Below are 17,513 nucleotides of genomic sequence, written 5' to 3' on the forward strand. Positions count from 1 at the left end.
GCCCACACAGATTGCTTGATTCAAATTGTTAAAGAGCGTCACGCTTATCGCGTTGAGGAGGCGCATCTTACGCGCCTCACTTCGAAAGTCAAGCGATTGTTTTCGCTTTTCTTTCGGCGCCCACTTCCTAAGGAAGCTGGCTCATCAGGTTGGCGTGGTCCGCCGTGCTGGTAGGGGCGCATTATAGGGAGCCGCGCCGGGATGACAAGGGCTTTTTCACCGAGAAGAACCGTTCGCTCAGATATGCAGCAAAGCGGTTCTATTTCGTTCGCGTCACCACCATTTCGGGCTGTCATTGGATTTAAATTGAATATTTGAAAAGCCACTTTATAATTGGCTTTTCAAATGTTCAATTAAGGTTTCATTCATGCACCAGATCCTGGATAGCCGCAAAGAGGAGAGAATCGTTCCTCTGTTCCGCCTCGGGTTTCGGCCTTTCTTCCTGTTTGGCGCCTTGTTCTCGGCTTTGGCGATGCTCGGCTGGCTGGGGCAGCTCAACGGCTGGTTCGCTCTGCCCCGGATTGCCAACCCCATCTGGTGGCATGCACATGAAATGCTGTTCGGCTTTGGTGCCGCCATAGTGGCGGGTTTTCTGCTTACCGCCGTCCAGAACTGGACCGCTCACCCAGGTGTACGCGGTTGGCCGCTGGCACTGGTCGTGGGATTGTGGGCCATCCCGAGAGGCCTGCTCCCCTGGTTTGGAGAAAGCAATGTCACTCTGATGGTCATGGACCTGGCCTGGTTGCCCCTCTGTACCTGGTTCCTCGCCAGACCCATCATAGTAACGCGCCAGTGGCGCAATCTCTTTTTTGTTCCCCTGCTTCTCGTGTTGACCCTGCTCAATGCCGCTTGCTGGCGGTGGCATGCCGAATGGCCATTGGTGGAACATATACTGCTTGCAACCGTGCTCCTCTTCACGACCCTGATTGCCGTCATGGGAGGACGTGTCATTCCCTTCTTTACCGCCAGAGGCACTGGGGCGGAAAAAGCACCCCCACTGCCGTGGCTGGAGCGCATTGCCCTCGCGTCTCTGTGGCTCATCCTGCTGCTCTGGTTGGTGCTCCCGACACAGTGGGTCACCGGCATCCAGATGTTCCCTCTATATATAGTGGCGGCAGGGGCTCACCTCTACAGGCAACTGCGCTGGCGACCCGGAACCACGGTGGCCCACCCTCTGCTGTGGTCGCTTCACCTGGCCTACCTCTTTATCCCACTGGGGCTGACCGCCCTGGCGACACGCACGGCTGGCTGGCCGATTGCCTTGTCACTGGCCAGCCATCTGTTCAGCGCGGGCAGCATGGGGGCCATGATCCTCGCGATGATAGCCCGTGTATCCCTCGGACACAGTGGCAGAGCCCTGCAGATAGGACGCAGGATCACGGCAGCATTTGCACTGGTGATCCTATCCGCGCTGTTGCGGGTCTTGCTCCCCCTCTTTTGGCCAGACCTCACCCTCACTGGATGGAACCTCAGCGGATGGAGCTGGGTTGCCGCCTACGGTCTGTTCATCTGGGTTTATACCCCCATACTGACCAGTCCCAGGGCGGATGGCCGCCCCGGCTAATCATCGCGTGGCCATGGCCGGATAGTGGATCAGATTGTGGAAGATGGCGGGAGCGACCCCAAGATTGCGATAGCCATGGGTACGGTCCGCTGCAAACCGGACGGCCTCCCCCTGATCGAGGGAACGCCACGCTCCGTCAACCAGTACCTCCATCACACCGCTGATGACGATGACATGTTCGGTCACTCCGGGTTCATGGGGTTCTGATTCCCGCTGGTAGCCAGGTAGCAGGGTCAGTTCGAACAACTCGAAACCAAAGCGGGCCTCATAGGGGAAAAGCGGGGCAACCTGCATCCCCTCTCCCGCCGGCTGCTGTCGAATATCATCGGCAATACGGTATACCGTCTCTCCCTGTGCCGCTGGTGTCGGCTCAATGAAACTGGAGAAAGAGACCCGAAAACCGGTGGCAATCTTCCACAATGTTGCCACCGTCGGACTGGATTCACCTCGCTCGATCTGTCCCAGCATGGCCTTGCTCACCCCCGTTTCACGGGCGGCCATATCCAGGCTCCATCCTCTTTCAGTGCGCAGCCCTTTCAATCGCTGGGCCAGATAGCGACTCATCTCCTGCATCTGTTCTCCGATTTCTTCGAGCCATATTGTGCGCCATAACGCACAGCGTTATAGTCGAAACCACATTGTACGCAATAGCGCACAAGCTACCAGCATCCACAAGGAAGTTTCCCATGCCCCTAGCCCTCCCCCACATGGTCGCGGGACTCATCGCCGTATTGGTGGGTTACACGAGTTCTGTCGTCTTGATCATCCAGGCCGCCACGGCCGCCGGTGCCGATACAGCCCAGGTCTCTTCCTGGCTATGGACACTGGGTATCGGCATGGGGGTCAGCTGCATCGGCCTCTCCCTCTATTACCGGGTGCCTGTCTTGACGGCCTGGTCTACCCCGGGTGCCGCCCTGCTCATCACCAGCCTGGGGAACTTCAGTCTGGCTGAAGCCATCGGCGCCTTCATCATCTCTTCACTGCTGATCACCCTCTGCGGTATCAGCGGCTGGTTCGACAGGCTGATGCGTCACATTCCCGCCCCCCTGGCGGCCGCCATGCTGGCCGGAGTCTTGCTCAGGTTCGGGCTGGATCTCTTCAAGGTGGCACCGCAAGATCCTCTGCTGCTTGGCACCTTGCTACTGGCTTTCTTGCTGGGTCGCCACCTCTGGCCCCGCTACACCATGGTGCTGGTCCTGGCTGCCGGCATGCTGCTCTGCACCCTGAGGGGCGAGCTGCAACTCAACGAGGTTCACTGGCAACTCTCCACCCCGGTCTGGATCTCGCCAGCCTTTTCCATCGACGCCCTGCTCGGCATCGCACTCCCGCTCTTTCTCGTTACCATGACCTCGCAAAACATGCCGGGCATTGCCATCCTGCGCGCCCACGGCTATCAACCGGCCACTTCTTCCCTGATTGGCTGGACCGGATTCATCGGCGTGCTGCTGGCACCGTTTGGCGGCTATGCCTTCAATCTGGCCGCCATCACAGCCGCCATCTGCATGGGCAAGGAAGTGGATCACGATGTCACTCGACGCTGGCCTGCTGCCGTGTGGGCTGGATGTTTCTACCTGCTCACAGGCTGTTTCGGTGCCACCGTGGTTGCCCTGTTCAGCGCATTCCCTGCGGTGCTGGTCACCTGCGTGGCCGGGCTGGCGCTGCTCGGCACCATAGGCAGCAGCTTGCACAGCGCCTTGCAGCAGGACGAGGAGCGGGAAGCCGCGCTACTGACTTTCCTCGTGACTGCCTCGGGGATCACCCTGCTCGGGGTCGGGTCTGCCTGCTGGGGATTGCTGATCGGAGTGACATTGCATCAAGTCAACCGGCTCCGCTCCTGACCTGACCATCTGGGGAGACTCCAGTGAGACGCAGCACATAATCCTGAGAAGAGCGTTCACATATGAACCTTATTCCTTTCTAGTGAGAAAACGGCGCAGATCCTTCCCGACAAGCGCCGTTGTCAGACTCAATACTGGAGAACGAAGATGAGGAATCAGGCTGTCATTTTGTTACTGGCACTGCTGGGCGCCACCACGACCCAGGCTGCCGACACCGATCGGGAGCTGGCACGCCAGCTCGCGCTGCAGCAGAAGAACCTGCTGCCACTCCTGCACAATCAGGAATACCAGAGCCCGCTGCCCAACCTGCTGCCAAAGGCCAGCCCGCGTCTGAAGCGCCAGGCTCGGGATGCCAACCAGGCGGCCATCAGTCGGCAAGGGCTGGATGGCGAGGTCAGGGAACTGATGCAACTGCGGCTGGCCAATCCGGATCAGGCGGATGCACTGCAACAAGGGGTTGAGCCACTGGTTGCCTACATACCAAGTGGTGACGAAAAGAGCTGGAGCGCCATCGAGGCGTTCGACAGCGCCGGCAGCCCGATCTATCTCGATGTGAACCAGCCGCCGGCGCGGCCGGTACTGGTGGTGGAGGCCGATCCGGTAAAAGCCAAGAATGCCGGCCTGAAGGTGATGCGAAAGGCGCTGGCTGCCGCCGACATGCAGGTGACGCCCCGTGCCACCAGCAACACCACGCCCCTCAAGACCAGCATTCTCAAGAAGATCAGGCTCAACGATGATCAGGAGCCCTGGCTGCTGGGCGCCGCCGAGGTCTATGCCGTCGTGGCCGGGGTCAATCCTGGTAGGGACGAGCCCGTGGTAGATATCGTCGACATGCCCTATCTCGACTACGACAACACCGACTACACCCCCAACCAGATCCTGGTCTATTGGGATCGCTACCGCTGGGGAGCCGTCGACGTGGTCATGATGGAGCAGGATGACAACGTCAATTACAAGGCGCTGAGTGCCCTCCTGATTGACGCACTCAAACTCGGCTTCACTGCGGGCGGCGTACCCGAGGCCCTGCCCTTCCTCGACCTCGGCGGTCGTATCGTCAAGGCACTTCCGGACTCCTGGATGACCAACAACGACGACTACCTCGACACCTTCTATACCCTGGAGCAGGACCAGAGCTATCACCAGTATCCCGGTGCCGCCGGCAATGCAGTCATCGATCTCGAGCCCAGGGAGATCCAACCAACCCGGCCCTGACTGTCGCTCAAAATAAAAAGCCAATGAGAAGACTCATTGGCTTTTCTGTATCAGAGCCGCGGATCAGGCCTGACCTTTCGGCCTCACACCCAGTGTGTGACAGATGGCGTAGGTCAGCTCTGAGCGGTTCAGGGTATAGAAGTGGAAATCCTTCACCCCTTCCTGACTCAGCACACGCACCTGGTCGATGGCAATGCTGGCTCCCACCATGTTGCGAGTCATCTGATCGTTTTCCAGCCCTTCGAAACGCTGGTGCATCCAGCGCGGGATCTTCACGTTGGTGAAACCGGCAAACTTGGCCAGGGTCTGGTAGTTGGAGACCGGCAGTATCCCCGGCACGATCTCCGCATCGATACCGATGGCGGCGCAGCGATCCCGAAAACGCAGATAGGTCTCCACATCGAAGAAGAACTGGGTAATGGCCCGGTTGGCACCGGCATCTATCTTGCGCTTGAGGTTGAGCAGGTCGGATTGCGCACTGCGAGCCTCGGGGTGGCCTTCCGGATAGGCGGCGACCGAGATATCGAAATCGGCTTCGGATTTGAGCAAGGCGACCAGGTCGGTGGCATACATGTCAGGCTTGTCGAGGCCGGGAGGCAAGTCTCCGCGCAGGGCCACGATGTGGCGAATGCCGCTGTTCCAGTAGTCACGGGCAATGGTGCGCAACTCGTCACGGCTGGCATCGATACAGGTCAGGTGCGGGGCGGCGATGAGCCCGGTACGCTCCTTGATGTCCTTGATCACCTTGTGAGTGCGGTCCCGGGTGCCCGAATTGGCGCCATAGGTCACAGAGACGAATTTGGGCTCCAGCACCTGCAGGCGCTCGATGGACTGCCAGAGGGTGTTCTCCATCCCTTCGCTGTTGGGCGGGAAAAACTCGAAACTGACCGATATGTCGCCACCCAGATCCGCCAAACTCTGGTTGAGTGCCTCAACCTGACGCGCGCTGTGAAATCCCATCTGCTCTCTCCCTGTCCTGCAACCCATTCCTTCACGCCAAAACGGATGTTTGGACGTCTAAACGTCTTTCTATCTTTATGATAAAACGGATCAAAGTCAATACCGATTTGTCAGCGACAAGGGGGATTGCCGATTTTTTTATTTTGCAATTCAACCTAAGTAATGAGCGACCCCATCCCAAAATGCTGTCAGGCACGCTATGATGCGGGCGGATCGTCCTGGACGTTCTGAATCTGCGTGTGATTGTTTGGCCGGGTTTCCCGGCCTTTTTTTAACTTCTTTCCCCGCCTGCCGATAAGCAATTCAAGCGTTTGCAGGAGCCCCATCATGGAAGATCACCCCGGTTTTGCCACCGATCTGCTGTTCGATCGCTATCAGGGCGAGGTGACGGATCATGATGCGTTCTGGACCGTGCGCACCCCGGGCTCTCCAGACTACTACTTCGGCAACTACCTGTTGCTGCCCACCCCCCCAAGCGATCGTGACAAGGGCTGGCTCGAGGCCAGTTTCGACAGGCTGATTGGCTGGGATCCCCGTATCCGCCACCGCACCTTCCAGTGGCCCCTCGCCGCAGGCCAGAACAGCCGGGTCGCCGGGTTCGTGGCGGCGGGATACCAATACATGGAGTGCGTGGTACTGGCGCTGGGTGCAATGGAGTGGCAAGCCCCCACCGGCAGCGACCTGGCTCCGGCTCGCCCGTTCACCGCGGCAGACTGGGATCAGTGGCTCGCCTTCGAGCTGGCAGAGCGGGATCCCGCCCATTCGGAGGAGCGCTATCTTCCCTATCTCTTGTCACGCCGCCAGCTCTATCAGGCCATGATCGATGACGGGCTCGGACAGTGGTGGGGGTTATGGCACCAGGATCAACTGGTTGCCAGCTGCGGACTCTTCTTCACCGGCACCCTGGGACGCTTTCAACTGGTGCGCACGCACGCAGAGTGGCGAAACCGGGGGCTCTGTCGTCTGTTGCTGAGCCAGGTCGCACGCCAAGGACTGGCACGGGCCAGTTCGCTCATCATAGTGGCAGACGAGCACTATCACGCCCAGCGGGTCTATCGCACTCTGGGTTTCGTGCCGGTGGCCCGTATTGGCAGCCTGTGCCGCTTGCCACGGGAATGACAGGTCATCACGCAGATGAAGAACGGGAGGCCAAGGCCTCCCGTTCTTTATGGTGAACCATCAGGGCTGTGCCCCCTCCAGTTCGCTGGCGAGCGCCTCCTCCACTTCGGCAGGAGGCGCTGGAGCGACGGCTCCGGACACCGGTACTGACGGAGGCAGGGTCGCGCTTGCTCCGGAAGGCGCTTGTCCATCCGGCACCACAGGCGCAGCAGGCGCAGCAGGTTCGGTCCCGATGGCACCCGACACAGGGACGGCAGGCACGCTCGCCTCACACTGACACTCCTGTCCCTTGCCCTGGTTGCCCTGATGGGGGGCATACCACCCTTTCAACCCCTGTTCCAGGCGATCGGCCGCCGCCTTGGGTGCCACGGTTCCCAGCAATACCTGCTGGCTCACCTCGGCCAGTTCATCCCCGAGCTTGGGAGTGCCGCGGGAGAGGATCTGGGTGGCAACCCGGATGGTGGAATCGCACTGATCCCGCCACTCCATCATCTCTCTGGCCGCCGGATTGGTGGCTTCAAAGAAGTGGTTGGAGAGCGAGAAGAAGCCGGGCAGCGAGTTGGTATAGAGCTCGGCAAACTGGGGAGTGGTCAGCCACTGCAGGAAGGTCATGGCGGCCTCCTTGTTCTTGCTGGCCGGATTCATCCCCATACCGATATCGGTGTGATCGGTGAAGAAACAGCCATCCCCCTGCTTTGCCACGGGCGGGCGCATGACACCGAAGTCCACCTTGCCGGTGAAGGGGGCAATCTCCCAGGATCCCGCCGCATAGAAGGCAGCCTTGCCCGAGGTGAACAGCTCGTTGGTGGTGGCGTAGTCGCGGCTCTCGCCCCCCTCCCCCAGGTAGTCACGCCAGCGGGCCAGCTCCTCGAACACCTTGACGTATTGCGGGTTGTTGAAGCGCTCCTGGCCCCCGATCAACGCCAATCGACCATCCTCCCCCTTCCAGTAGTTGGGGCCTATGTTCTGGAAACCGAGCTCGGAGGCAACCCAGCTCTCCGAGCCGCTCACGGCGAGGGGAACATAGCGACCATCCGCCTTCACCTTGTCCAGGGCCGCGAAGAATGCCTCGCGGGTCTGGGGAACCGTCAGCCCCAGCTCACTGAAAATCTTCTTGTTGTAGAAGAAGCCGTGAATCACCGATGCCATGGGTACGCAGAAAGTCTGGGCGCCACTGTCGGTCTGCCAGGGGGATTGGGCAAAGCTCGGGAAGTTCTCCATCCCCGCCATCTCGCTCAGCTCCACCAGATGGCCCGCCTTGAACAGGGCCAGGGAGTCGTCAAACGGGCGGCAGGTGATGAGATCCCCCGCCTTGCCCGCCTTGAGGCTGGCCCAGAGGGTCGGCATGTACTCGACGTTCTGCACCCCGTTGAATTTCACCTGAATACCCGGGTGGGCGGCCTCGAATGCAGGAATGATCTTCTGTTCCCACAAGGCCTTGTCATCTATGCGCCAGCTCTCTATCACCAGCTCGCTGGCCATCAGCTGGCCACACAACAGGAGACTCAGGGCCCCGATCCACTTGTTAGCCATAAGTCCTCCTACACCTTGAAATGGGCGATCAATTGCTGCTGCTTGGCGACCAGATCCGCCAGCACCTCACTGCTGCTGGCCGATTCCCGCGCCTCCCGCTCGGTCTCGTAAGCCACATCCGCAATGCCGGCGACATGACGGGCAACCCCCTGACTCACGGAGATCTGTTCCTGGGCGGCATGAGCCACCTGATCCGCCATCGCCTTGATGGCACTCATCCGCTCGGCAATGGATTGCAACGCCTCGTCCATCACCCGGGTCTGGGCCACGCAATCCTGGGTCTGCTCCTGGCTGCGTGCCATCACGGCCACCACGTGCTTGCTGGAACTTTGCAGGTTCTCGATCATGGCCTGGATCTCCTCGGTCGAGGTCTGGGTCCGGTTCGCCAGTGCCCGCACCTCGTCCGCCACCACCGCGAAGCCGCGACCGGCGTCCCCCGCGCGGGCCGCCTCGATGGCCGCGTTCAGCGCCAGCAGGTTGGTCTGCTCGGCGATGCTGCGGATCACGTCGAGGATACTGCCGATGTTGTCGCTGAATTCCCCCAGCTTGTGGGTGATGCCGACCGCCTCTTCCATGGCACCCGCCAGTTGTTCGGTGATCTGGCGCGTAGTCGCCACCTGTTTGCGTCCGGCGCGGGCCTCTTCGTCCGCCAGGTCCACCTCACGCTTGGTGCCATCGGTGGAACGCGCCACCTCGGTGGCACTCACCTCCAGCTCGGTGATGGCGGCAGCCACCTGATCGGTCTGGCTCTTCTGATCCTGCACCCGTGACATGGCCCGCTCGCTTATCTCGGCGGCGCGGCTCGCCTCGTCCACCAGATGGCGCGAGCCGGCATTGATCTGGGCGAGCAGCTCGCCAGTCTTGTCTGCCAGGGTATTGATGGAGCGGGTCAGGCTGCCAAACTCGCAGCGGCTCTGGTAGTCGATGCGCCGGGTCATGTCACCCGTAGCCATGCGATCCAGCTCCCGATCGATGAGTTGCAGCGGACGCTGGATACTGCGGGCCGTGGTGTAACCGATGAGGAGCGCGGCGGCCGCGGAGATGGCAGACACGATCAGGATCCAGGCGCTGGCGCTGCTGACGGCGTCATCCGCCCCGACCCGGCTCGCTCTGGCAATGCTGCCCGCCGATTTGGCCATCTCGTCCAGCAGCGCTAGGCTGTTGACCAGACTGGTGTCGAGCTGCTGGTTCAGGGACTGCAGCGAGGCCGCCAGTTGCTGGCCATTGCGCATGGTCGCCAGCAACCCTTTCGGGCCGAGGGCCAGCTCCTGCATCCGATCGAGGTTGACGATGAAACGCTGCCTCACGTCATCGGGCACCTGCACCCGTTCGAGCCGTTTGCGTGCCATCTCGATATCCTTGCCGAGCACCTTCTCCAATTCATTGAGATCGGTCTTGGCATCGGCCCGGCGGATGTTTTTCAGATCCCGGGCAATGCCGGAGGTGATGAGTTCGGCCTTGTTGCGCATGGAGCGTTTGCTCGCGGTCTGCTGCAACAACAGGTCGGCGGCCCACTGGTAGGTATCTTCCAGCCGGATGAACGCCAGCTCCAGTTCATGGCGCCGATCGAGTGCGGCCACCCACTGGCCGTGCTGGGTCAGCACCTGATCCGCCAACCCGTAGAACTCGCGGGTCGCCCCGTCGACCTGGCGGAACCGCTCGCTCGCCTCGGCCACCCCGTCAAACCGGGCCATCTCCTTGCTCTGGGCCAGGAAACGCTCCTGCTGCGCCTTGAACTGGCTGGCCAGTTGCGGCAACTGGGCCGCCTCCTCGCTGGTTCTGTAGGTGAGCACCCAGCGGTTGCTGTCCTGCAGTGCCCCCTTGAGCCCGGCGACTGCGATCACCAGGGGGGTGGCACGATCAGAAACCTGGGAGAGCCCCTCGTTGATCCCCCGGATCTTCAGAATACTGATGAAGCCGAGCAGAACCAGCAACAACAGCATCAGCACGAAGCCGGCGATGATCCGCTGCACAATAGATAAACCCATGGAGGCATCCTCACTCGTTGGGGAAAGGGGTGAATGCCGAGGTTATCGGCAGCGGGGTGCAATGGAATAGCGGTTCGTGACGCGATGGCGGGCCAGATCACAGTTGGCGTGACATGGCAGGCAGAAAAGGGCCCGAACAGAGCCGGGCCAAAGAGACATGCTTGGTTGTCATGGCCGAGCACCGACCACGTTTGTCATCAGAAGCGGTAGCCGACGCCGAACATGAAGGCCACCGGATCGATGGAGGTGTTGATGGTGCCCACGGCGGTATGCACATCGGTATCGATGTCGATGAGCCAGGCGGAGGCGTTGACGAACCAGCGGTCATTGATCGCCATGTCCAGGCCCACCTGACCCGCCATCCCCCAGGAGGAGTCCACGCTCACATCCGTCCCGGCCAGGGCACCGCGCCCTTCCTCGTCGAAGAAGGTGGTGTAGTTGATACCGGCCCCCACATAGGGGCGCACCTTGCTGTTGGCATCACCGAAGTAGTACTGCGCCATCAGGGTCGGCGGCAGGTGTTTGACCTTGGCGACCTCACCCAGGCCGGCAGTCGACACCGAGTGGGAGAAGGGGGTCGCGGCCAGCAGCTCGACACCCCAGTTGTCCGTCAACATGTAGGAGAGGGTCAGGCCAAGCTGCATGTTGCTGTCGATCTCCAGCTCGCCCGTCCCCAGCACGTTGTCACTGCTGGTCTGGGGAGAGACGAACGCCAGGCCACCACGGACCAGGATGTCACCGGCCTGATGTGCCATGGCGACGGGGGAAGCAAAAGCGGCTGCGATTAACAGAGGAAGGATCTTTTTCATCACATTATTCCTTTTTTGTTTTCTTTCTATGTTGCAAGCCCGAAAACTATAAAAGGATGTGAATGGCCGGTTATTGATTTAGCTCAATAGTTATCAAGAAATAGATAGATGTACACGGCAGCTTTGATTGGACAATCAAACCGCAGATGAAAATAAAAAGTCATTCAAATACATGATGATGCCTTAAATTACCGCATCAGCATGAAATGTAAAATACCAATTAAATACACCTTAAACACCTTCATATCACCTTTCAATTGTTGTTTAATTATGCCCCGGGGCGTATTTTATTAATGCGATGTAACCACGCTGTAATTTGAATTTTATGAAACCACAGACACGCAAAGACAAAATTCTCGGCATTCTTGCCGCCATCTGGGGGATAGGTTCCTTCCTCTTCATTCTGCTGGGTTTCCTGTTCGCCCTCGCCTTCCTGATGCTGACACACTGAGTCTGCCGGACGAGTCCCTCTTTTCTCCCTCTCATCCCTGGCCGGGCGCCAGATCGGTGCACCTCGCCACCGGCCAACAAAAAAGGGGCCCTGGCCCCTTTTTCTCGAGTGACGCTTATTTTTCCAGTAGAGGAGCGAGGAAGCGCGCCGTGTGGGACTCCTTGCAACGGCTCATCTCCTCAGGCGTACCCGTCACCAGAATACGGCCACCACCAGCGCCTCCTTCCGGGCCCAGATCAACGATCCAGTCCGCGGTTTTGATGACGTCCAGGTTGTGCTCGATGATAACGATGGTGTTGCCCCGATCCCGCAGTTGGTGCAGTACCTTGAGCAACTGCTGGATATCGTGGAAGTGCAGCCCCGTGGTCGGTTCGTCCAGGATGTAGAGGGTCTGGCCGGTGTCCCGCTTGGAGAGCTCCCGCGCCAGCTTGACCCGCTGCGCCTCGCCGCCAGAGAGCGTGGTAGCGGACTGACCGAGCCGGATGTAGGAGAGGCCCACGTCCATCAGGGTCTGCAGCTTGCGCGCCACCGCCGGCACCGGATCGAAGAAGGCACGGGCATCTTCCACCGTCATCTCGAGGATTTCGTGGATGTTCTTGCCCTTGTACTTCACCTCCAGGGTCTCGCGGTTGTAGCGCTTGCCCTTGCAGACGTCGCACGGCACGTAGACGTCCGGTAGGAAGTGCATCTCCACCTTGATGACCCCGTCCCCCTGGCACGCCTCGCAGCGTCCCCCCTTCACGTTGAAGGAGAAGCGGCCCGGCTGGTAGCCACGGGAACGCGCCTCCTGGGTGCCGGAGAGCAGCTCGCGGATCGGGGTGAACAGGCCGGTGTAGGTGGCCGGGTTGGAGCGCGGGGTGCGGCCGATGGGGCTCTGGTCGATATCCACCACCTTGTCCAGATGCTCCAGCCCCTCGACGCTGCGATAGGGCGCAGGCGTGGACTCGGTGGCCTTGTTCAGCTCGCGGTGGGCGATGCGGAACAGGGTGTCGTTGATCAGGGTCGACTTGCCGGAACCGGAGACGCCGGTGACGCAGGTCATCACTCCGATGGGCAGATCCAGGTTGACGTTGCGCAGGTTGTTGCCGCTCGCCCCTTTCAATTTCAGCCACTTGCCAGTGAGCGGGGTGCGCTCGGCCGGGATGGCGATCTGCTTGCGCCCGGAGAGGTAGTCACCGGTCAGGGACTCGGGGTTCGCGATGATCTCCTCCGGCGTCCCCTGGGCGACGATGGCACCGCCGTGCACACCAGCCCCCGGACCGATGTCGAGCACATGGTCGGCGAGGCGAATGGCATCCTCATCGTGCTCCACCACGATCACGGTGTTGCCGAGATCACGCAGGTGAGTCAGGGTCTTGAGCAGTCGCTCGTTGTCTCTCTGGTGCAGGCCGATGGAGGGTTCATCCAGCACGTACATGACCCCCACCAGGCCGGCACCGATCTGGCTCGCCAACCGGATGCGCTGCGCCTCGCCACCGGAGAGGGTCTCGGCGCTGCGCGACAGGCTCAGATAGTTGAGGCCGACGTTCACCAGGAAGCCGAGCCGCTCGACGATCTCCTTGAGGATCTTGTCCGCTATCTGGGCACGCTGACCGGACAGGTTCAACCCTTCGAAGAAGGCCAGGGCATCGCCGATGGATTGCTCGGCGATGGCGGGCAGGTTGCGATTGTCCACGAAGACGTGGCGGGCTTCTTCCCGCAGTCGGCTGCCACCGCAACTGGTACAGGACTTGTTGGCGATGTATTTGGCCAGCTCTTCCCGCACCGCGTTGGATTCGGTCTCCCGGTAGCGGCGCTCCATGTTGTGCAGGATCCCCTCGAACGGGTGCTTGCGCACCACCACGTCGCCGCGGTCATTCATGTAGCGGAACTCGATCTCGGTGCGCCCGGAGCCGCGCAGGATCACCTCCTGGGTCTTGAGCGGCAGATCCTCCCAGGGGGTCTCCAGGTCGAACTTGTAGTGATCGGCCAGGGATTTGAGCATCTGGAAATAGTAGAAGCTGCGCTTGTCCCAACCACGGATGGCGCCGCCGGCCAGGCTCTGGCCGGGATCATGGATGAGCTTGGCGGGATCGAAATACTGCTGCACCCCGAGACCGTCACAGGTGGGGCAGGCCCCCGCCGGGTTGTTGAAGGAGAAGATCCGGGGCTCCAGCTCCGACATGGAGTAACCGCACTCGGGGCAGGCGAAGTTGGCGGAGAAGGTCATGGGGGCAACCCCATCCTCCCCGTCCATCGGCACCACCAGCACGATGCCGCCGGAGAGAGTCAGCGCCGTCTCGAACGACTCGGCCAGACGCAGCGCCAGGTCCTCACGCACCTTGAACCGATCCACCACCACCTCGATGGTGTGCTTCTTGTGCAGCTCCAGAGTCGGAGGATCGGAGAGATCGCACACCTCGCCGTCGATACGGGCACGGATGTAGCCCTGGGCCGCCAGATTCTCCAGCAGCTTGGCGTGCTCCCCCTTGCGGTTGCGCACCACGGGGGCCAGCAGCATCAGCTTGGCGCCTTCGGGCTGGGCCAGCACCTGATCCACCATCTGGCTGATGGTCTGGGCCGCGAGCGGAATGGCGTGGGTCGGGCAGCGTGGCTCCCCGACCCGGGCGAACAGCAGCCGCAGGTAGTCGTAAATCTCGGTGATGGTGCCGACGGTCGAGCGCGGGTTGTGGGAGGTGGACTTCTGCTCGATGGAGATGGCAGGCGACAGCCCCTCGATGTGGTCCACGTCCGGCTTCTCCATCAGGGAGAGGAACTGGCGGGCATAGGCGGAGAGCGACTCCACATAGCGGCGCTGCCCCTCGGCATAGAGGGTATCGAACGCCAGGGAGGATTTGCCCGAACCGGACAGGCCGGTGACCACGATCAGCTTGTCACGTGGCAGGATCAGGTTGATGTTCTTGAGGTTGTGGGTGCGGGCACCCCGGATCACGATTTTTTCCATCTTGTTGCGCGCTCGATACGGGAACCAGAGCGGGCCAGTATGGCATAGAGACTACTGGATGAATAGACAGTCTTTCCTTCCGTGCCCCTTCCTCAGAGATACTCCTTGGCCCAGCTCACCGCCTGCAGCCGGTTCTTGACGTTCAGCTTCTTGAAGACGTTGTAGAGATGGGATTTGACGGTGTGTTCGCTCACAAACAGACTGTCGGCGATCTCGGTGTTGGAGGCCCCCGTCATCAGGTGGCGCACGATCTCCTGTTCGCGGGCGGTCAGCAGCGTCTGCTGACGCTGAGGTTGCCCGCTCCCCTTGCGGTAGTAGTCCACCAGGTCGCACAGCAGGTGGCGAGGGATCCAGTACTCCCCCTGCAACACCTTGCGGATGCCGAAGACCAGCCTGTCCAGTGTGTCCTGACGAAAGAAGAGCCCACTGGTATGGGGCCACATCAGCAGCAGCTCTTTGTTGGTGCTGGTCGGGGCATTGAGCAACACGGCACTGGCCTCGCCAAAGCGCTGGCAGATGGCATTGCTCCACAGCTCCTGCTGGGTCGACTTGAGGTAGTCCAGATCGATCAGCAGCAAGGTTTTGGGGGCGCCCTCTGCAACGTCTGGCAGGTCATTCAGCTCCCCCACCAGCAAGATGGGCAGACCAAGCTCTTCACTGAGGTGACGCTGGAAACGGGAGGCTTGTGCGTTATTTTCGGTGATCAGCACCAGGAGGGAGTCGGGCGTCATCAAGAGAACTTCCTTGCACATTCGAGTCGGGGCTTTTTGGCAAGGAAGAGTACCAATCCCCCTCCCGGCTGCAGCATTAAAAAAGTATTAGACGCATCGGTGGCTCCTTTGAAGCCCAGCAATTTTCCAGCCAATACAATTGGCTAGCACGCCCCCCCCATTTGGGGGGTCAAGCAGTGCCGGTGCGCACCATAACAGCTCCGCCCTCTTCACGCAGCCTGCCCCAGCCGCCTCCCCTTGCTGGTGGCACCTTACCTCGGGTAAGTTACTCAGGCTGTGGCGATCCATTGACGCCACAGTGGCAGGGAAGATGTGCGCTCATGCCCGTCAACTGGTACTATGGCGGCCAAACGCTGTGGCCGATCCATGACGCCTCTGCCGGCAAGCTCCGGCGCAGCCAGGACACTGAAGAGAGATGACACCCGTCCAGGGCGCGCATCTCGTTGCAAACAAACGCATTATTGAATGGGCCCAGGCATCTGGCCTGGCCGGTATACATAAGGGTGGAAGAGAGATTATGGCCAGTCGAGGCATCAACAAAGTCATTCTGATCGGTAACCTGGGGCAAGACCCGGAAGTGCGCTACATGCCGAGCGGCGGTGCCGTGACTAACATCACCCTGGCCACCTCCGATACCTGGCGCGACAAGCAGACCGGTGAGCAGAAAGAGCGCACCGAATGGCACCGTGTCGTCTTCATGGGCAAGCTGGCCGAAGTCGCCGGCGAGTACCTGAAGAAGGGCTCCCAGGTCTATGTGGAAGGCAAACTCCAGACCCGTAAATGGCAGGATCAGAGCGGCCAGGAGCGCTACACCACCGAGGTGCTGGTCGACAGCTTCACCGGTGTGATGCAGATGCTGGGTGGCCGTCCGCAGGGCGGTGGCCAGGGCATGGGCGGCCAGTCATCCCAGGGCAACTGGGGCCAGCCGCAACAGGCTGCACCGCAACAGAACATGCAACGTCCTGCTGCCCCGCAGCAGAACATGCAACCGCAAGGCGGTTACGGCCGTCCGGCCCAGCAGCCGCAATCCGCCCCGCCGGTCTACAACGAACCGCCGATGGATTTCGACGACGATATTCCGTTCTGATCCCCTGCGGCAGGCCCTGATTCATCAGGGCCTTTTTTTACCTGTTTCTGACGCATTCACCTCCCCCGACGACCATGTTGCTGCCACTTTCCCCCGCTTTACGTCCCCTTCGTCCAGGCTTGTGGCTATCATCGAGACGATTTCTCCCTTCGGGAACCTGCATGAACCACTTGAGTCGTCTGCTGTGCCTCGCCCTGCTGATGTTCGGCAGCCACCTTGCCGCGGAGCCGCTGCGGGTGGGAGTCAGTTTTGCCATTCCTCCCTATGTCATCAGCCACGAAGACAGGGGCATCGAACTCGATCTCATGCGAGAGGCCTTCGCAGGCAGCCCCCATGAGCTGCAGGTCGTCTATCTTCCCCTGGAGCGCACCTTCAGGATGCTGGAGGAAGGCAAGCTGGACGCCATCATCAACGTCAAACCCGGCATGCTGGAAAGCGCCTACCTCTCACAGCCGGTGATCACCTTCCACAACCGGGTCTTTACCCTGGCGCCGACGGCAGTCCACACAATGAAGGATTTGCAGACCCTGCGAGTCAGTGCCTTCCAGCGTGCACGGCAGATCCTGGGAACGACCTTCTCCGACATCGTCGACCAGAATCCCCGTTATGAAGAGGTGGCGAGGCAGGAGGGACAGGTACAGCGGCTCCTGCTCGGGCGCACCGATGCCGTGATCCTGGAACAACGGGTGTTCTACTACTATCTGGCGCAGTTGCTCGGGGATGACCAGGAGGGCGACCGCTATCCCAAGGACAAGGTCAGACAGCACGACCTCTTCCCCCCGACTCACTACCACTTCGCCTTTCGCGAGGCGGGCCACCGGCAATGGTTCGACAGACAGCTCGCCAAGATGAAGGCGGACGGGCGCTATGAGCGAATTTTTGCCGCCTATGGCACCACCTCTACTGCCGGAGACAAAAAAGCCAGCCCATGATGGACTGGCTTGATACCGGCTCCGGGGAGCCGCAGTGGATGGAGCGTTACTTCATCGCGCTGCCGTTTTTCAGCTCTGCTTTCTGCCGTTTGGCTTCGCGTTTCTCTTTCAGTGACATCTGCGGTTTTTTCTTGGCATCTTTGCCGTGATGCTGTTCTTTGTTGCTCATCATCAGACTCCAAAAAGGTTACCTGGACAGTTGGACGGGTGTTCCAGCATGTCAGCCGAATCGTGGATTTCAGTACGCCAACAGTGACGATCGGGGATCGCACTGGCCTCAGCATACTCCCAATCTTCCGCCGGGATCCAGCCTATCGGCAGCGCCTGTCAGCCAGGCGTTCCCGC

At 60.6% G+C, this 17,513-nt stretch carries 15 protein-coding genes; 7 read left to right on the forward strand and 8 right to left on the reverse strand.

Annotation, left to right across the window (positions count from 1 at the left end):
- Positions 1–367 precede the first annotated feature (367 nt).
- Positions 368–1,564: an NnrS family protein gene (locus AB5Y59_RS04835; RefSeq protein WP_368211566.1), complete on the forward strand. Its 1,197-nt coding sequence runs from the start codon at positions 368–370 to the stop codon at positions 1,562–1,564.
- Here the strand turns inward: AB5Y59_RS04835 and AB5Y59_RS04840 are convergent, their stop codons facing one another.
- Positions 1,565–2,137, reverse strand: coding sequence for a helix-turn-helix domain-containing protein (locus tag AB5Y59_RS04840; protein WP_010674223.1), 573 nt, complete (start codon positions 2,135–2,137; stop codon positions 1,565–1,567). It abuts the gene before it with no gap.
- Between the two features lie 113 nt (positions 2,138–2,250).
- Here AB5Y59_RS04840 and AB5Y59_RS04845 point away from each other — a divergent pair, with 113 nt between their 5' ends.
- Positions 2,251–3,402, forward strand: coding sequence for a benzoate/H(+) symporter BenE family transporter (locus tag AB5Y59_RS04845; RefSeq protein WP_368211567.1), 1,152 nt, complete (start codon positions 2,251–2,253; stop codon positions 3,400–3,402).
- A gap of 147 nt (positions 3,403–3,549) precedes the next feature.
- Positions 3,550–4,614 carry a DUF3103 family protein gene (locus AB5Y59_RS04850; RefSeq protein WP_043156075.1) on the forward strand — a complete coding sequence of 355 codons (1,065 nt, stop codon included), beginning with the start codon at positions 3,550–3,552 and terminating at the stop codon, positions 4,612–4,614.
- A gap of 63 nt (positions 4,615–4,677) precedes the next feature.
- Here AB5Y59_RS04850 and metF read toward each other — a convergent pair whose 3' ends face one another.
- Positions 4,678–5,574 (reverse strand): methylenetetrahydrofolate reductase, encoded by an 897-nt coding sequence (gene metF, locus AB5Y59_RS04855; RefSeq protein WP_010674220.1) that lies wholly within the window; start codon positions 5,572–5,574, stop codon positions 4,678–4,680.
- 327 nt (positions 5,575–5,901) lie between these two features.
- Here metF and AB5Y59_RS04860 point away from each other — a divergent pair, with 327 nt between their 5' ends.
- Complete coding sequence (locus AB5Y59_RS04860) at positions 5,902–6,693, forward strand: GNAT family N-acetyltransferase (RefSeq protein WP_043156071.1); 792 nt, start codon at positions 5,902–5,904, stop codon at positions 6,691–6,693.
- Positions 6,694–6,753: 60 nt separating this feature from the next.
- On the opposite strand, the gene AB5Y59_RS04865 is transcribed toward AB5Y59_RS04860, so the two are convergent.
- The 3 genes from AB5Y59_RS04865 to AB5Y59_RS04875 all read right to left on the reverse strand — a co-directional run bounded on the left by AB5Y59_RS04865 (position 6,754) and on the right by AB5Y59_RS04875 (position 11,023).
- Positions 6,754–8,226, reverse strand: coding sequence for an ABC transporter substrate-binding protein (locus tag AB5Y59_RS04865; protein WP_319921550.1), 1,473 nt, complete (start codon positions 8,224–8,226; stop codon positions 6,754–6,756).
- 8 nt (positions 8,227–8,234) lie between these two features.
- The gene (locus tag AB5Y59_RS04870) at positions 8,235–10,214 is read right to left on the reverse strand and encodes a methyl-accepting chemotaxis protein (RefSeq protein WP_368211568.1); all 1,980 of its coding nucleotides are present in this window, start codon (positions 10,212–10,214) and stop codon (positions 8,235–8,237) included.
- Positions 10,215–10,411: 197 nt separating this feature from the next.
- The gene (locus AB5Y59_RS04875; protein ID WP_010674216.1) at positions 10,412–11,023 is read right to left on the reverse strand and encodes an OmpW family outer membrane protein; all 612 of its coding nucleotides are present in this window, start codon (positions 11,021–11,023) and stop codon (positions 10,412–10,414) included.
- A 325-nt stretch (positions 11,024–11,348) separates the two neighbouring features.
- Here AB5Y59_RS04875 and AB5Y59_RS04880 point away from each other — a divergent pair, with 325 nt between their 5' ends.
- On the forward strand, positions 11,349–11,474 hold the full coding sequence (locus AB5Y59_RS04880; protein WP_010674215.1) for a hypothetical protein: 126 nt from the start codon (positions 11,349–11,351) through the stop codon (positions 11,472–11,474).
- A 115-nt stretch (positions 11,475–11,589) separates the two neighbouring features.
- Here the strand turns inward: AB5Y59_RS04880 and uvrA are convergent, their stop codons facing one another.
- Both uvrA and AB5Y59_RS04890 read right to left on the reverse strand, forming a co-directional pair.
- On the reverse strand, positions 11,590–14,418 hold the full coding sequence (gene uvrA, locus AB5Y59_RS04885) for an excinuclease ABC subunit UvrA (protein WP_268453849.1): 2,829 nt from the start codon (positions 14,416–14,418) through the stop codon (positions 11,590–11,592).
- 92 nt (positions 14,419–14,510) lie between these two features.
- Entirely contained in the window at positions 14,511–15,149 is a 639-nt protein-coding gene (locus tag AB5Y59_RS04890) for a LuxR C-terminal-related transcriptional regulator (protein ID WP_010674213.1), read from the reverse strand.
- A gap of 517 nt (positions 15,150–15,666) precedes the next feature.
- Here AB5Y59_RS04890 and AB5Y59_RS04895 point away from each other — a divergent pair.
- Both AB5Y59_RS04895 and AB5Y59_RS04900 read left to right on the forward strand, forming a co-directional pair.
- Complete coding sequence (locus AB5Y59_RS04895; RefSeq protein WP_010674212.1) at positions 15,667–16,236, forward strand: single-stranded DNA-binding protein; 570 nt, start codon at positions 15,667–15,669, stop codon at positions 16,234–16,236.
- Positions 16,237–16,397: 161 nt separating this feature from the next.
- Entirely contained in the window at positions 16,398–17,168 is a 771-nt protein-coding gene (locus AB5Y59_RS04900) for an ABC transporter substrate-binding protein (protein WP_128296910.1), read from the forward strand.
- 46 nt (positions 17,169–17,214) lie between these two features.
- Here AB5Y59_RS04900 and AB5Y59_RS04905 read toward each other — a convergent pair whose 3' ends face one another.
- Positions 17,215–17,337 (reverse strand): hypothetical protein, encoded by a 123-nt coding sequence (locus tag AB5Y59_RS04905; protein WP_010675895.1) that lies wholly within the window; start codon positions 17,335–17,337, stop codon positions 17,215–17,217.
- Positions 17,338–17,513 lie beyond the last annotated feature (176 nt).

This window comes from Aeromonas sp. s10 (assembly GCF_040907975.1).
GTDB lineage: Bacteria > Pseudomonadota > Gammaproteobacteria > Enterobacterales > Aeromonadaceae > Aeromonas > Aeromonas caviae.

What these genes read in the sequence shown, in the direction of transcription:
- AB5Y59_RS04835 (WP_368211566.1), top strand. Translation starts at nt 368, where the DNA reads ATGCACCAGATCCTGGATAGCCGCAAAGAGGAGAGAATCGTTCCTCTG.
- AB5Y59_RS04840 (WP_010674223.1), bottom strand. Translation starts at nt 2,137, where the DNA reads ATGCAGGAGATGAGTCGCTATCTGGCCCAGCGATTGAAAGGGCTGCGC.
- AB5Y59_RS04845 (WP_368211567.1), top strand. Translation starts at nt 2,251, where the DNA reads ATGCCCCTAGCCCTCCCCCACATGGTCGCGGGACTCATCGCCGTATTG.
- AB5Y59_RS04850 (WP_043156075.1), top strand. Translation starts at nt 3,550, where the DNA reads ATGAGGAATCAGGCTGTCATTTTGTTACTGGCACTGCTGGGCGCCACC.
- metF (WP_010674220.1), bottom strand. Translation starts at nt 5,574, where the DNA reads ATGGGATTTCACAGCGCGCGTCAGGTTGAGGCACTCAACCAGAGTTTG.
- AB5Y59_RS04860 (WP_043156071.1), top strand. Translation starts at nt 5,902, where the DNA reads ATGGAAGATCACCCCGGTTTTGCCACCGATCTGCTGTTCGATCGCTAT.
- AB5Y59_RS04865 (WP_319921550.1), bottom strand. Translation starts at nt 8,226, where the DNA reads ATGGCTAACAAGTGGATCGGGGCCCTGAGTCTCCTGTTGTGTGGCCAG.
- AB5Y59_RS04870 (WP_368211568.1), bottom strand. Translation starts at nt 10,214, where the DNA reads ATGGGTTTATCTATTGTGCAGCGGATCATCGCCGGCTTCGTGCTGATG.
- AB5Y59_RS04875 (WP_010674216.1), bottom strand. Translation starts at nt 11,023, where the DNA reads ATGAAAAAGATCCTTCCTCTGTTAATCGCAGCCGCTTTTGCTTCCCCC.
- AB5Y59_RS04880 (WP_010674215.1), top strand. Translation starts at nt 11,349, where the DNA reads ATGAAACCACAGACACGCAAAGACAAAATTCTCGGCATTCTTGCCGCC.
- uvrA (WP_268453849.1), bottom strand. Translation starts at nt 14,418, where the DNA reads ATGGAAAAAATCGTGATCCGGGGTGCCCGCACCCACAACCTCAAGAAC.
- AB5Y59_RS04890 (WP_010674213.1), bottom strand. Translation starts at nt 15,149, where the DNA reads ATGACGCCCGACTCCCTCCTGGTGCTGATCACCGAAAATAACGCACAA.
- AB5Y59_RS04895 (WP_010674212.1), top strand. Translation starts at nt 15,667, where the DNA reads ATGGCCAGTCGAGGCATCAACAAAGTCATTCTGATCGGTAACCTGGGG.
- AB5Y59_RS04900 (WP_128296910.1), top strand. Translation starts at nt 16,398, where the DNA reads ATGAACCACTTGAGTCGTCTGCTGTGCCTCGCCCTGCTGATGTTCGGC.
- AB5Y59_RS04905 (WP_010675895.1), bottom strand. Translation starts at nt 17,337, where the DNA reads ATGAGCAACAAAGAACAGCATCACGGCAAAGATGCCAAGAAAAAACCG.